The sequence below is a fragment of the Rhodococcus sp. OK302 genome (genome assembly GCF_002245895.1).
Lineage (GTDB): Bacteria > Actinomycetota > Actinomycetes > Mycobacteriales > Mycobacteriaceae > Rhodococcus_F.
Genome location: NZ_NPJZ01000001.1, coordinates 1,382,910 through 1,396,920 on the forward strand (window position 1 = coordinate 1,382,910; position 14,011 = coordinate 1,396,920).

General features: G+C 60.4%; 14 protein-coding genes. 9 read left to right on the plus strand and 5 right to left on the minus strand.

Going from position 1 to position 14,011, the window contains the following annotated elements:
• The first annotated feature begins 7 nt into the window (after positions 1-7).
• Complete coding sequence (locus BDB13_RS06235; protein WP_094270882.1) at positions 8-1,042, plus strand: aspartate-semialdehyde dehydrogenase; 1,035 nt, start codon at positions 8-10, stop codon at positions 1,040-1,042.
• 117 nt (positions 1,043-1,159) lie between these two features.
• Here the strand turns inward: BDB13_RS06235 and BDB13_RS06240 are convergent, their stop codons facing one another.
• Positions 1,160-1,834, minus strand: coding sequence for a TetR/AcrR family transcriptional regulator (locus BDB13_RS06240; protein WP_094274711.1), 675 nt, complete (start codon positions 1,832-1,834; stop codon positions 1,160-1,162).
• Positions 1,835-1,979: 145 nt separating this feature from the next.
• Here BDB13_RS06240 and BDB13_RS06245 point away from each other — a divergent pair, with 145 nt between their 5' ends.
• The 4 genes from BDB13_RS06245 (at position 1,980) to BDB13_RS06260 (ending at position 6,982) form a co-directional block, all read left to right on the plus strand.
• Complete coding sequence (locus tag BDB13_RS06245; protein ID WP_094270883.1) at positions 1,980-2,912, plus strand: oxygenase MpaB family protein; 933 nt, start codon at positions 1,980-1,982, stop codon at positions 2,910-2,912.
• A 143-nt stretch (positions 2,913-3,055) separates the two neighbouring features.
• Entirely contained in the window at positions 3,056-4,831 is a 1,776-nt protein-coding gene (locus tag BDB13_RS06250) for a multicopper oxidase family protein (RefSeq protein WP_094274712.1), read from the plus strand.
• Between the two features lie 38 nt (positions 4,832-4,869).
• Positions 4,870-6,084 (plus strand): CaiB/BaiF CoA transferase family protein, encoded by a 1,215-nt coding sequence (locus tag BDB13_RS06255; RefSeq protein ID WP_094270884.1) that lies wholly within the window; start codon positions 4,870-4,872, stop codon positions 6,082-6,084.
• Between the two features lies 1 nt (position 6,085).
• A complete protein-coding gene (locus BDB13_RS06260) occupies positions 6,086-6,982 on the plus strand; it encodes a hydroxymethylglutaryl-CoA lyase (RefSeq protein WP_094270885.1) in 897 nt (298 codons plus the stop codon).
• Between the two features lie 6 nt (positions 6,983-6,988).
• On the opposite strand, the gene BDB13_RS06265 is transcribed toward BDB13_RS06260, so the two are convergent.
• The 4 genes from BDB13_RS06265 to BDB13_RS06280 all read right to left on the minus strand — a co-directional run bounded on the left by BDB13_RS06265 (position 6,989) and on the right by BDB13_RS06280 (position 10,396).
• Positions 6,989-8,023 (minus strand): hypothetical protein, encoded by a 1,035-nt coding sequence (locus BDB13_RS06265; RefSeq protein WP_094270886.1) that lies wholly within the window; start codon positions 8,021-8,023, stop codon positions 6,989-6,991.
• Entirely contained in the window at positions 8,020-9,243 is a 1,224-nt protein-coding gene (locus BDB13_RS06270) for a sensor histidine kinase (RefSeq protein WP_254922730.1), read from the minus strand. Before BDB13_RS06270 ends, BDB13_RS06265 begins: the two co-directional genes overlap by 4 nt.
• A 16-nt stretch (positions 9,244-9,259) precedes the next feature.
• On the minus strand, positions 9,260-9,568 hold the full coding sequence (locus BDB13_RS06275) for a response regulator transcription factor (RefSeq protein WP_094274714.1): 309 nt from the start codon (positions 9,566-9,568) through the stop codon (positions 9,260-9,262).
• A 135-nt stretch (positions 9,569-9,703) separates the two neighbouring features.
• On the minus strand, positions 9,704-10,396 hold the full coding sequence (locus tag BDB13_RS06280) for a response regulator transcription factor (protein ID WP_094270887.1): 693 nt from the start codon (positions 10,394-10,396) through the stop codon (positions 9,704-9,706).
• A gap of 195 nt (positions 10,397-10,591) precedes the next feature.
• Between BDB13_RS06280 and BDB13_RS06285 the strand changes: the two genes are divergently transcribed.
• The 4 genes from BDB13_RS06285 to BDB13_RS06300 all read left to right on the plus strand — a co-directional run bounded on the left by BDB13_RS06285 (position 10,592) and on the right by BDB13_RS06300 (position 14,002).
• Positions 10,592-11,116, plus strand: coding sequence for a TetR/AcrR family transcriptional regulator (locus tag BDB13_RS06285; protein ID WP_206041122.1), 525 nt, complete (start codon positions 10,592-10,594; stop codon positions 11,114-11,116).
• Positions 11,113-12,609, plus strand: coding sequence for a flavin-containing monooxygenase (locus BDB13_RS06290; RefSeq protein ID WP_094270889.1), 1,497 nt, complete (start codon positions 11,113-11,115; stop codon positions 12,607-12,609). Before BDB13_RS06285 ends, BDB13_RS06290 begins: the two co-directional genes overlap by 4 nt.
• On the plus strand, positions 12,593-13,240 hold the full coding sequence (locus tag BDB13_RS06295; RefSeq protein WP_094270890.1) for a hypothetical protein: 648 nt from the start codon (positions 12,593-12,595) through the stop codon (positions 13,238-13,240). The genes BDB13_RS06290 and BDB13_RS06295 overlap by 17 nt, the downstream gene beginning before the upstream one ends.
• Before the next feature lie 252 nt (positions 13,241-13,492).
• Positions 13,493-14,002, plus strand: a complete 510-nt coding sequence (locus BDB13_RS06300) for a Fur family transcriptional regulator (RefSeq protein ID WP_094270891.1) — start codon at positions 13,493-13,495, stop codon at positions 14,000-14,002.
• Positions 14,003-14,011 lie beyond the last annotated feature (9 nt).

Below are 14,011 nucleotides of genomic sequence, written 5' to 3' on the forward strand. Positions count from 1 at the left end.
TTTCCAGATGACAACCATTGCTGTAGTCGGCGCGACCGGTCAGGTCGGCATCGTTATGCGCACACTGCTCGAAGAGCGAAACTTCCCCGCAGACAAGGTGCGGTTCTTCGCATCGGCTCGTTCTGCCGGTAAGAAGCTGACGTTCCGCGGCGAAGAGATCGTCGTCGAGGATGCTGCTGCAACCTCCGACGAGGACCTCAAGGGCATCGACATCGCCCTCTTCTCCGCAGGCGCGACGCTCTCGCGCGTGCAGGCTCCGCGGTTCGCCGCTGCCGGCGCCACGGTTGTCGACAACTCCTCCGCGTGGCGCAAGGATCCCGACGTTCCTCTCGTGGTCAGCGAAGTCAACCCGCAGGACGCGAAGAACCTGGTCAAGGGCATCATCGCGAACCCCAACTGCACCACCATGGCAGCAATGCCGGTGCTGAAGGTGCTGCACGACGAAGCCGGCCTGCAGCGTCTCATCGTCTCGAGCTACCAGGCTGTTTCCGGTAGCGGCATCGCCGGCGTCGAGGAACTCCTCGGCCAGGTGCGCGCAGTTGTCGGTGACGCCGAGAAGCTGGTCCACAGCGGCAGCGCTGTCGATTTCCCGGCCCCGAACAACTACGTTGCTCCCATCGCGTTCAACGTCCTGCCCCTCGCAGGTTCGCTGGTCGACGACGGCAGCGGCGAGACCGACGAGGATCAGAAGCTCCGCAACGAGAGCCGCAAGATCCTGGGCCTTCCGGGCCTCCTGGTTTCCGGTACCTGCGTGCGCGTTCCGGTGATCACGGGCCACTCCCTCGCGATCAACGCCGAGTTCGCCAACCCGATCTCTGTCGCTCGCGCGAAGGAAATCCTTGCCGACGCTCCCGGTGTCGAACTCGTCGAGGTTCCGACGCCGTTGGCTGCTGCCGGTAGCGATGTTTCGCTGGTCGGACGTATCCGTCAGGACGAGGGTGTTCCCGAGGGCCGCGGACTCGCGCTCTTCGTTTCGGGCGACAACCTGCGTAAGGGTGCTGCGCTCAACACCATTCAGATCGCGGAGCTGCTGGTCGGCTGAGCGTCATCTGTAGGTGGCCCCGTACCTTCTGGTGCGGGGTCACTTCCGTTTGTGCCCGGAGTGAGCACCCTTTGTGCACGGTGAGCACCGTTTCCAGCGCGCTGGAATGGGTGCTCACTAGAGGAAAAGGGTGCCAGCTTCGCGGCCTGGACCGTTCGATACCGACTGGGCGAGAGCACCGGCAAAGGCCGAGAGTCGTTCCCGGGTGTAGGTTTCGGGATCGCTGACTGCCAACCGCCCGAGCATTTCCGCGAATGACAGCATGGTGTGGGCAAGTAGAGCCGGGTCCAGGCCTTCGAGTTTCGGCTCGAGTGCGATACCGGCGCGCGCGAGGTCTTCGGCCCGGGTAAGGATAGAGCCGCGGGCGAGCTTCAGGAGGCCGTGATACTCGCTCGGTGCATTTTCCGCCGGCGTGAGGATCAAACGCCAACGAGTCGGATTCTCCAGTACTGCTTCGACGAATGCGCCGACGGTTCCGGCGTACGACGCAGCCGGGCCGATGTCACTCATATCGGTGGGCATGGTGGAAAGAACCTGAGTGACTGCTCGCTCGTGTTCGCGTCGTAGGAGAGCTTCGACCAGGTCGGTTCTTGTGCCGAAGACCGTGTAGAGGACTGGCTTGCCGACGCCGGCCTCTGCGGCAACGGCTTCCATGCTGAGATTGTGGAGTCCCATGCGGCCGGTGATCGTGAACGCGGCGTCGAGTAGTTGTTCCCGCCGCTGCTCCGGCGCCATTCGGGGAGCGTACTTGCGCCGCGGCGCGTCCGTCGTACGGGTCTGCGAGCTGGCCATCTGCGCCTCACTTCCCAGTCTCACCTGTATCTGCCTGCCACTTTCCATTGAATCATACGCAACCGTTGTATTCGAAGGGGTCCATTGCTACGGTGGCGTTGTATTCAAAGGTGGCTCAATCCGGCACTCGAATGGGGACCCGAAAATGTCAGAATTGACGATGGATCGGCCGCGTGAGGATTACGGCTTCTTCGGTCCAGGTTCACCGAGTTGGAAGATCTGGGCTGCGCCGACGGCATTGATCGGGTTCCAGCGATCGGTGGTACTCGAACACTTCGACCCATTCCTGGCTGCTGCCGTGGCCGACATGAACGGGATCTACAGCGATCCGGCGGGGCGACTCGACCGAACGTTGGCGTATTTCCTCACCGTGGCAACCGCAGACGGGCGGACCGCGACGGCGTTGTCCGACCACCTGATGGCTGTTCATGCGCAGGCCACGGGAATCGAGCCGATAACCGGATCTCGTTACAGCGCAAACAATCCGGCTTCGCAGCTCTGGATTCACGTGACGGGTTGGCATTCAGTGCTCAAGTGCTACGAGATGTACGGTCCAGGTCCGTTGTCTGCTCTCGAAGAGCAGCGGTACTGGGAGGAATGCGTGATCGCCGCAGAACTACAGACCTGTAAGGCGTCGGATGTTCCGCGTTCCCGAGATGAGGTGCGCGAGTACTTTGCCGAAGTTCGACCCAGGCTGTGTACTTCCGAGCGTGCCAACCGTGCGATGCACTATCTGCTGAGAACGCCTCGCGCGGAAGGGCGGACGAAGTTCGCGGCATTCAGTCGGCTGGTGGCGCCGGCGACAATCGCAACCCTGCCCGGGTGGATGCGGACCATGGGTGGGTTCGATCAACCGGCGCTGGTGGACAAAGCAATTACACCGGCGGTGAGAATTGCCGTGCGCGTGGGTAGTTCGCCCACAGCAATGAAAGCTGCGCTGAAAGTTGTTGCACCGATGACCGGTAAGGTTTTGGAGCGCCACTTGCGCGATGATCAGCCCCTCGATCCGAGGGTTGTGACACCAGCGGAGATTCGGGAACGCTACCCACGAAACGCCGAGGCGCATCAGAGCGTTTGACGTAGGAACCGGGGTTTCACCCGACGATGAGGTGCGTTCGTCGGGGTGGAGCGTCGAAATCTGGCTGTTTGGTGCAGCGCGGTCCTGGGTAACCCGGTTCGGATGCCATCAGCGATAAGGGGCCTGCAGTGGATGAGTCTGTCGTGGACAAGCCGCACAAGATCCGTCGACGATCATTTGTTCAAGGTTTGGGGTTAGTGGCAGGACTCGGCGCATTGTCGGTGGGATCGGCTGCTGCAGACCTACCCACGTTGCCGAACATCGATCCGTTGAGGCCGCTTCAGTTGCCGTCGCCGAGGCTGGAACCTTTCCGTCAGACTCTCGCTGTTCCACCGATCGTGACGGGCAGCGGGATCGACCTCGGAGCGGCGTCGTCGATGCATCGTTTTCATCCCGATCTCCCGTACTCACCGTCGCTCGGGTACGGGGGAATGGACTATCTGGGGCCGACGATCGAGGCTCATATCGACCAAGCCGTGCAGGTGCGATACACCAATAACATTGGTGCACATCCATTTGCAGCTGATGTCGACCCGGGTCTGCATGGCGTCAGCGACCTCGATCGCACTCAGGTTCCCACGTCGCTGCACCTGCACGGCGGAGTGACCGCGCCGCAGTACGACGGTCATCCCGAGCTGATTCAGCGGCCGGGTGAAGGACTGACACACGAGTACACGCCGGGTCGAGTGGCCGGAAACCACTGGTACCACGATCATGCGATGGGAATGACGCGGCTCAATGTGTCCGCGGGGCTCGCCGGCATGTACTTGTTGCGTGACGATGCGGATAGTGGGACGTCGTCCAATTCGCTCGGTCTGCCGTCTGGCGAGTTCGAGATCCCGATGATCTTGCAGGACAAGATCTTCACCTCGGACGGACACCAGAGCGTTCGTTCGATCTGGACGACACCGCAGGGGCAGTGGGATCCGGCAACCCCGGGCGATGTGGGGGTGGTCAATGGCGTCGTGTGGCCGAAGATCGAGGTGGCGCGGGGCATGTATCGCCTGCGGCTGCTCAATGCGGCGTCGTACTCGACCTTCAGCCTGTATTTCGCAAATCGTATGCGGTTCTGGGTGATTGGTACCGAAGGTGGGCTTCTTGCCTCTCCGGCGCCTACCGATCGCATTCGGCTGAGTCCGGGGGAGAGGGCAGATATCCTGGTCGATTTCAGTCTGCTCGAGGCTGGCACGGCGATCGAGTTGCGCAACGACGAACCGGTACCTCTTGCTGTGGCGCAACGCGGTACGGTGCTGATGCCGGTGTTCTGCAGGTTCGTGGTGGGCAACAGCACGGGATTCAACGGATCGGTTCCCCAGCAGATGGGGCTGGTAGAGGCTCCTCTGGGGAAGCCGGATGTGGTTCGTGATCTCACGATCATGCAGATTTCACGCCCGGCCGACTATCCGTCGATGATCATGTCGCTCAACAACTTGCGGTATACGTCCGATGATCTGGAAATGCCACGGCAGGGGACAACCGAGCAATGGAACCTGATAAATGTCACCACAGAACCGCATCCGATTCACCTGCACCTGGTGACTTTTCAGGTCCTGGGCCGGCAGAGTATCGATGCCTCGGCGCTCATGGCGAAGTATCCGGTGCCGGATATCGGTGCGAGGTGGACTCCGTCGGCCGACGCCTTCGTGACCTCGCCGATGCGACCGCCCGAAGTCTGGGAAACGGGGGCGAAGGACACCGTGATCGTGGACGCCAACTCGATAACTCGTGTAACGATGCGCTTTCCGACGGCTGACGAATTGGGTTTCGATCCGGATGCGACGTTCCCAAGGGGCGGGATGACAGATCACAGCGGGCACGCCGGCACCGGTATGGACGACCTGCAGGGGTACGTCTGGCATTGCCACATGCTTGATCACGAGGACCACGACATGATGTTGCGGTACCGCCTGGTGACGTAACCTCGCATAGGGAGAGACGTTCCCCTGAGGAGGCTGCTGTGTCGGAAGGTTCGCCCACCGGGCCCCTGGACGGATATCGGGTGATCGAACTCGGGACATTGATCGCGGGACCGTTCGCCGGAAAACTGCTTGGCGACATGGGCGCCGACGTCATCAAGATCGAATCTCCCGATCGTCCTGACCCGCTCCGCACGTGGGGACAAGCCGAGCAGGACGGCCACCGATTCTTCTGGACGGTTCACGCACGCAACAAGCGGTGTGTCACGTTGGATCTACGGGTCGCCGCCGGCCGCGATCTGTTTCTCGATCTGATCGAACACGCCGATGTCGTCGTCGAGAACTTTCGACCGGGCACTCTCGAAAAGTGGGGCCTGGGCTTCGACGTACTGAGTGAGCGCAACCCGAAGCTGGTGTTGGCCCGAGTGTCCGGGTACGGGCAGACGGGACCGAAGGCGAAGAGTGCGGGTTACGCCTCGGTGGCCGAAGCTGTCAGTGGCTTTCGGCATTTGAACGGTTATCCCGGGCAGGCGCCGCCGCGGATTGCGCTGTCCCTCGGCGACTCCCTCGGTGGAATGTTTGCCGTGCAGGGAGTACTGGCGGCTCTGCTGTCCCGTGAGCGAACCGGACGTGGGCAGGTAGTCGATGTGGCGCTGACCGAATCGTGTCTTGCAGTGCAGGAATCGACAATTCCGGATTACGACCGCGGTGGCATCATCCGGCAACCCTCGGGCACTCGGTTGGAAGGGATTGCGCCGTCCAACATCTATCAGACCTCCGAGGGAAACTGGGTTGTCATCGCGGCAAATCAGGACACGCTCTTCGTGCGTCTGTGCGCCATCATGGACAGACCGGAGTTGGCGCAGGATGATCGGTTCTCGAATCACGTTGCGCGAGGAAAACATCAGGACGAACTCGACGATTTGATCGCCGAATGGGTCAAGGATCAGGATCCCGTGACACTTGTCGATCGGTTGACTGATGTGGGAGTTGTTGCCGGGCCGATCAATACGGTGGAAGACGTGGTCAAGGATCCGCAGTTGATCGAGCGCGGAATGTTGGTCGATCACTTCGACGAGCGAATTGGCGAGAACGTCCTCGGGCTCGGAATCGTGCCTACGTTCAGTGAAACGCCAGGGTCGGTTCGTTATGCCGGAGCGTCGTCGCCAGGCGTCGACAACGACGCGATCTGGGGTGGACTTCTGGGTATCTCTACCGAAGACCAGGCTGCGTTGCACAAGGAGGGCGTGATCTGACATGACGGTGACCAGTGTGAGTATCCGTGAAGTCGGACCACGTGACGGCCTGCAAATCGAAGACCCCGTGCCGTTGGCGGAAAAGCTGCGACTCATCGAAGCCCTTGCCGCGACGGGTGTTCCGCGTATCGAGGCGACGTCGTTCGTCTCGCCCCGCGCAGTGCCGGCACTGGCCGACGCGGAGCAGTTGGCGGCAGAATTGCATCGCTGGCCCGGTATCGAATTCTCGGCATTGGTCGCCGGAATCGGTGGAGCGAAGCGCGCTGTTGCCGCCGGGATGAAGACCGTCGAATACGTCGTATCGGCTTCGAATGGTCACAGCGAGGCCAATGTTCGTTCCACAACGGAGCAGGCCACTGAGCGGATCGGGGAGGTTACCCAGATCGTTCACGACGCCGGCGGACGCGTCGAGGTCATAGTCGCGACAGCCTGGGACTGCCCGTTCGACGGTCCCACCGATCCTGATCGTGTTCTGCGAATTGCGGAGCAGGCCAAATCTTTCGGGGCCGATCAGTTTTCGATAGCCGATACCATCGGCACCGCCACCCCGGGGCGCGTCGGACGTCTGATCGAGGCGATCAATGCCAGAGTGGGAGATTTCGTCCTCGGCGCTCATTTCCACAACACCCGCGGTAGTGGTCTGGCCTGCGCTTTGGCCGCTGTTCAGCATGGGGTGCAAAATCTTGACGCGTCCACGGGTGGGCTCGGTGGTTGCCCGTTCGCGCCTGGTGCCAGTGGCAACATCGCCACCGAAGAGTTGGTCTACATGCTCGCAGATATGGGAATCACGACGGGAATTGACCTGGACGCATCCATTCGCGCCGCCGCAATCGCGGAAGAAATTGTGGGACACGCTGTTCCCAGCAATCTCCTCCGCGCAGGCGATCGGATCAGATAGTTCGTATTACCGAGCTTCGGCGCGTATGACCTGCTCGGCGTTGTGATCGAATTCGATGCGTCGAACGTCTTCGGCGTCGATCAGGACTGTGGCCATCGCAGTCCTTCGTGGGGGAAGAATGCGAATGGTCACCGTTCCGGAAGTGATTGTTGCGAGTTCGTCAACCACAGCTCGGTGCAGGCGTTCACGTACCTCCGGATCCGCATCGTCCATCCCGTGATCGTCGAGCATCACTACCTCGACACCTCGGCTTCGGGCGGCATGTACAGCGTCGACAACGCTTGTCTTCTGTAAACCTGGGGCGCGCAGGGAGTCTCGCAACTTTGCTTCGAGCAATTCGCAGTCCTGACGTTCTGTGGGACTCAGCGGTATGCCGGACGCCACTCGTTCGAGGAGAGGGCGGGCAAGGCGATCCAATCGATTCAGTTGTTCGTCGCGTTCCTCCAGGGCCGCTGATGCTGCGGATTCGGCGGCAATGCGCTGGGTAGATTGTTCACGAAGCTGATAAATGATCTTCGCCTGCGGCCGGATCGTGTACGCGAAGAACGTGGACATGAGGACCGGACCCGCGTTGATGGCTGTCATGGACAACCCGACCAGGCTGCCCTGGTCGGTGACGGCGGACCAGATCATGGTCGTGGCGATCATCAGAACAAGACCGAACCACGCGAACCCGGTCCGGCCCCGGACACACATGAATGTGAAGACGGCCGTCGACATACCGAATTGCCACAGCTGAGCTTGATCATTCAGCGGTACCGGAACCACCGCCAGGACCGCAGCGCTCGATACCACGCCGGTCAGTGAAAGGGCGATGCTCTGCCCGAGCGGCAGGGGATCGCCGTCGCTGAGGACAAGAGTGAAAGCTGAGGCCGAACAGACCAGGGCAGCCAACCACAGGGGCCAGACCGCGCTGACGTCGGAACTGGTGTACAGCACAGAGATTGCACAGGTAACGGCAAAGAGTGTGGCCATGGCGCGTGCGGCCACGCTGTGCATTCCGAGGAGGTCACGGACATCTCGTCCGTCCGGGCGGATCACGAGTGCGCCTCAGCGGTGGATTTCAGATCCAGTACGACGGTGGTTCCCCGTCCCGGCGCTGACTGCACACGTGCAGATCCACCTTCGAGTTGACGCATTCTCCCGCGAATGCTGACTGCGATTCCAAGTCGATGTGTGCTGACCGTCGTCGGGTCGAATCCGACGCCGTTGTCTGCGACGAGCACTTCGAGTTGGGTGCCCGTTACCGTGACGGAAACTCGGCGATGAGCAGTCGGGCCGGCATGTTTCATGCTGTTGCGCAACGCTTCCGCGAGGGCTGCGGACATGGCTCGAATCGAGTCTGTCGGGTACACGTCCACGGCGGATGGGCCGGTGTTGTCGACGTCGAAAGTAATATTCTCGTCCAGTTCCGAAGCTGCCGAACGAAATTGAGCAAGAACTCCATCGATGTCGAAATTGGTTTCGTGATCGGTGCCGGAGCGCAGATCGTCGAGCCTGGCGACGGTTCGGCGAGCTTGTTCGATCACCGTCGGATCGCTGTTGTTTCGTGACGCCGAGAGAAGAGTGGACATCACGGTGTCGTGAATGAGTGCGTCGAATCGTTCGCGTTCGACGGATTTTGCCTCGGCCGCTGCAGCGCTCGCAGCGGCAGCATGGGTACGGGCGATAGTGGCGTCGAGTTCTTGTCCCGTCCGCAATGCCATGACTGCTGCTGCCACGAATACTGCGCAGAAGGTGAACGCAAAGAGCAGGTCGGGCACTAGAAGGTGCATCGTCGGACTGACCCGGATGATGTGATTGGTCAACTGCGAGATGACAACCGCGATGAGGAGGTGCGCGAAAGCTGCCGTCGGTCGCCAGGCGGCTGCTGCGGCGAGACTGGCGACTCCGGGGAAGTTGGTGGTCCACAGACCGTAGTCGGAGATGTGTTCGCCGTTCCAGGCAGGCCACCACAGCAACTCGACGACGATGAATACGATTGCATTGACCGCGGCCATACGGCTGACCCAGATGACATCTCGATGGAACGTCGAAAGTCCCAGTGCGAGTGCGGCACCGAAAATGGTGACAACTGCGAGCGGATTCCACCACCAATCGGACAGCGTCGACGCCTCGTGAATATCCGGGATGAGCAATATCAGATAAAGAAAGTACCCGACGCAGATGAACCTGCCGAAGAGTCGCCGGATGTTGTCCCCGGCCGTTGTCACGGCTGTGTCGTCTGATGCGACTCTCGTGTCGACGTCAGGCATCACCATGCTCGCCCCTGAACTGTCAGAGTTCTTCGATAGCGACGATCCGATCTTGGATTGCACGTACGAGGAGTTCGCATTTGGTGGACGCGGGCCTTTCTGCAAGTACGTACTTGTCTCGGATGCGTGAGAGATGGGTGTTGACGGTGCCGGTGCTGATGAAGAGTCTTTGCGCTACAGATGATTTGGAGTCACTCATGAGCCATTCGCGGAGGACTTCGATTTCTCGATCAGACAGGTTCGGCCTGACGAGTTCAAGTATGGCGGGGCGTGCGGTCGTGATCGACTGATTATCCGAAGGGATTGTGAGACTGTCCAAAGTGATTGTCATCGGTGTGTCCTTCGTTTGTAGCGCAGAAGGGTTGTACTCGATTGATTGCACCACCCATTACTTACAGTGAATGTAGTTCGGGCTTTCGCGGCAAAACAGACAATACTTCTACTGCCCATAGAGTCTGGGGCATCGTTAGCGAAGTTCATCGACCCGCTCCGGAGGCGTGGATCTTTCCGGGATAGGCAATACGCCGTCCTCGACTGCTCTCTTGTACAAATCGGTTTTTGTCGGTGCCGGACGCCCAACGGCGGCATACTTCATTCGGATGCGCTGGAGGTAGTCGTTGACTGTCTGTGGCGCCAGTCCCGTGAGTCGCGCGACGCGATCGGCCTTCTCGCCGGAGGCATACAGTTCGAGGACGTCGAGTTGGCGGGGACTCAGGCCGACCTCGTCCAGTCCAGGGTCTCCGTCGATAGCGGCAGCCCACTCGGTGGTCACCACCTGGATGCCGGAGGCGGCAGTTCGAATTGCGTCGATCACAACGGCAGCGGGTTCGGACTTGCGAACCACGCCGAGAACACCCGCTCTTGCTGCCGATCGCACCAGATACGGGTTCTCGGCTCCGGTGAAGATCAGGGTTTCGAGTCCGGATGCGCGGAGTTGCTCGACATTGCTTTTGGGCGACGATCCGTCTGCCAGTCTGAGATCGAGAATTGCCAAGTCGAGGGGAATCTTCTGGGCGAGCAATTCGGAGACGGTCGTTGCAATACATACGAGTTCCAGATCGGGTTCGTCTTTCAACATGACAGACAGGCCGATCGCGACCGATTCGTGGTCCTCCACTAGCCCCACGCGACGATTCGGAAATGCAGACTGTACCGGCATATTGGACTAATCCCCTTCTGGCGTTGCGACGACGTTATCAGGCAAATCGGCTCGGTTGGTATGGGTTGCGCTATCCGCTGGCTAAGATTTGGAGTCAGTCTGGACTGTTTTCTGTTTTCCATTTACAGTCATGGTGTGATCGAGCCCACGTCCGATGTGAAAGTGACCCGTACGCAGGTGGAACGCACCGCTTCGATGCGAGGACGGCTGCTCGACGCGGCAGTCGAATCGCTGGTCGAGTTGGGCTATGCGAGGACGAGCACCCAGGAGATCGCTCGCCGTGCCGGCGTCTCGCGGGGGACCCAGCTGCATCACTTCCCGACGAAGGAATCTCTGGTGGTTGCGGCTGTCGAGTATCTGGTGGACAAGCGGTTGGCAGAAATTCTCACGGCTGAGGTCGGCAGTGGACGCGGTCTGGAGATTCTCGCGGATGCGTTTTCCGGTCCACTGTTCTACGCGGCGTTGGAATTGTGGGTCGCAGCCCGAACGGATCCCGTGCTACATGCCGCGACAGTGCCCCTCGAGCGCAAGGTGAGTGAGGCTCTCGAACTCGGCAGCGCCGAGGTGTTCGGGGATCGGTTCGATGCCGAATCCGTAGAACTCACTATCGAACTTGTTCGTGGGCTTGCAGTCTCTGCCCTTTTTCGTACCCCTGAAACCGATCGCGCGCTCAGATCGCGCTTGTTGCCGGCCTGGCAATCCCGAGTGGAGAAGAAGTGAAACTTCCCGAACATGTCGAAACATTAATCGTCGGTGCAGGATTCGCCGGTCTGGGATTGGCGGCGAGGCTGCTCCGCGAGGATCTTGGAGCGGATGTCGTGCTGATCGAGCGCGGCGCCGACATCGGCGGAACATGGCGAGACAACACATATCCCGGTTGCGCGTGCGACGTTCCGACGGCGCTGTACTCGTATTCTTTTGCGCCGAGCGCGGATTGGAGTCATACCTTTGCCCGGCAGCCCGAAATCTACGCCTACCTGAAGAAGGTGGCCACCGACTCCGGAATCGAGCGTCGAGTAGTGCTCAACTGTGAGCTCGAAGCAGCGGTGTGGGATGACGAGCTGGCAGTGTGGCATGTGCAGACGTCGGTCGGTTCCTTGACGGCCAAGATTCTGGTTGCAGCAACAGGGGCCTTGTCGACACCGAAGACTCCGGATTTCCCGGGTCTGGAACAGTTTTCCGGGACTACCTTCCATTCGGCCACCTGGAATCACGAGCACGACCTGCGCAGCGAGCGGGTCGCGGTGATCGGGACCGGGGCGTCGGCAGTACAGTTTGTTCCCGAGATTGTTGATTCTGCGGCGCATGTGACCGTCTTTCAGCGAACCCCGGCTTGGGTGATTCCGCGCGGTGATCGAACACTCTCATCGGCACAGAAGACCTTGTACGCAAGGATTCCCGCGACGCAGAAGGCAATTCGCGGTGTGGTCTACGGGTTCAGGGAGTTGCTCGGTGCGGCTATGTCGCATGCCACGTGGGTGCTTCCGGCTTTCGAAAAGGTGGCAAAGGCGCATCTGCGTCGGCAAGTGAAGGATCCGGAGTTGCGCCGAAAACTGACGCCTGACTTCACTATCGGCTGCAAGCGGATGCTGCTGTCCAATGACTGGTTGCGCACGCTGGACCGACCGGATGTGGGCCTGGTCGACAGTGGGTTGGTGTCGGTCACCGAACATGGCGTTGTCGACGGAGACGGTGTTGAACACGAGGTTGACACGATCATTTTCGCCACCGGGTTTACACCGACGGAACCGCCTGTCGCACATGCAATCAGAGGTATATCAGGGGAGACGCTGGCATCACACTGGAACCGAAGTCCGAGCGCGTACAAGGGTACGACGGTCAGTGGATTTCCGAATCTTTTTCTCATGTACGGGCCCAACACCAATCTTGGGCACAGTTCCATTGTCTACATGCTGGAATCACAGGCGGAATACATCAACGACGCCCTGCGCATCATGAAGAGCGAGGGTATTGATTCTCTGGATGTCGAAGACTCTGTACAGGTGCGCTACAACCAGGATATTCAGCACGATTTGCAGCGCACAGTCTGGAACAAGGGAGGATGTTCGAGTTGGTACATCGATTCCGAGGGTCGAAACTCGGTGCAATGGCCCACTTTCACCTTCACGTTCCGTTCCAGACTGAGCCGTTTCGATCGCGAGAACTATGCGGTTCGCACAGTCGGGAGGGTCGCTGATGTGGAGCGTTCCTGAATCTGACACTGAGAGAACCGAATGGCCTGTGAGTAGTCCGCCGCCGTGGCCGGCACGGGTGGCGGCCACGTTGTGGTGGCATCGCAGCACGTCGGCGGGTCGCGACCTCGGGCAACGCGGTCAGACCATTCCGATCACGGTGGCGATGATGGTCGACTATCTCGATTCGCCGGTCGGCCCGTACCGAGAAATATTGGCCAGTCCGGTGCTGCAGATGCCGAGCAGGCGGCTCGGACCGATGCCGCGGATGTCGGTGCCCTTCATTGCGGTGGATTCGGAAGCTTCCGTTCACGGCGGACGAACCCATTGGCAACTCCCGAAGGTTCTTGCCCGTTTCGACGGGATGGTCCTCGGAAACATGACCGCGCAGGGTGACGGTTGGAAAGTTACCACCGACGCGCGGGCAAAGGGCCCGCGGTTACCCATCGCCGGTGCGTTGGGATTTGCGCAGCCCGAGCGAGGCAGAGGGTTGGCGATTGCGTCGGCGAGGCTCACCGGCAGGTTCCGCTACGCCCGCATCGACGTGGAACCCGAAGGTCCTACTCTGCCGAACTGGCTGGTGGCAGGCTCGCATCGAGGGATCGTGATCACGGACGGAAAGATGAGGACCGGCCCGGCCAAGCATCGATAGCTTGAAAAGGGTGAAGGCCGCTCAGCGTAATTGCCGGGCGGCCTTCGGTGTCGACGTCCCACAGGCGCCTCTCGGCGGATGGTCGCTCGCAGCGACAATGGGGTGGGGCCCGGGGCTTGTTCGGACGCCAACGAGGGTTTCAACGGCGGACTCGGCTGATTTGTTCCCCGGCCGGCAGTGTGATGCCAGTCTCCCTTTAACTTAGGCAATCCTTTTCTTGACTAATTCCAGAAAAGGCGCATACTGGGTGTCATGCAAGACGACGGGCAGGATTTCGACCCCCGGGCGCAACTGCGCGCAGCCGGGTTGCGAGTCACTGCGCCGCGGCTTGCCGTTCTGAATGCAGTTACAGCCCAACCGCATTCGGATGCAGATACTGTTGCCGCACAGGTGCGGGAACAGCTGGGATCCGTATCCACCCAGGCCGTTTACGACGTGCTGAAGGCATGTGTGAGCGCAGGGTTGCTACGACGCATCGAGCCGGCGGGTTCGCCGGCACGGTTCGAGACGAGGACCGGGGATAACCATCACCATCTCGTCTGTCGTAGCTGCGGCAAGGTCGTCGACGTCGATTGTGTTGTCGGCCAAGCTCCCTGCCTTGAACCTTCCGATTATCACGGCTTCGAGATCGATGAAGCCGAGGTCGTGTTCTGGGGCCGTTGCAAAGATTGTCTGACGATTTCTACTGAATCCACCCCCGAACTTGGCGCCGTCTCCCAGAATCAAGATGCAGACCGCGCGCTAAAGCACACAGCCCGTTAAACGCACAGC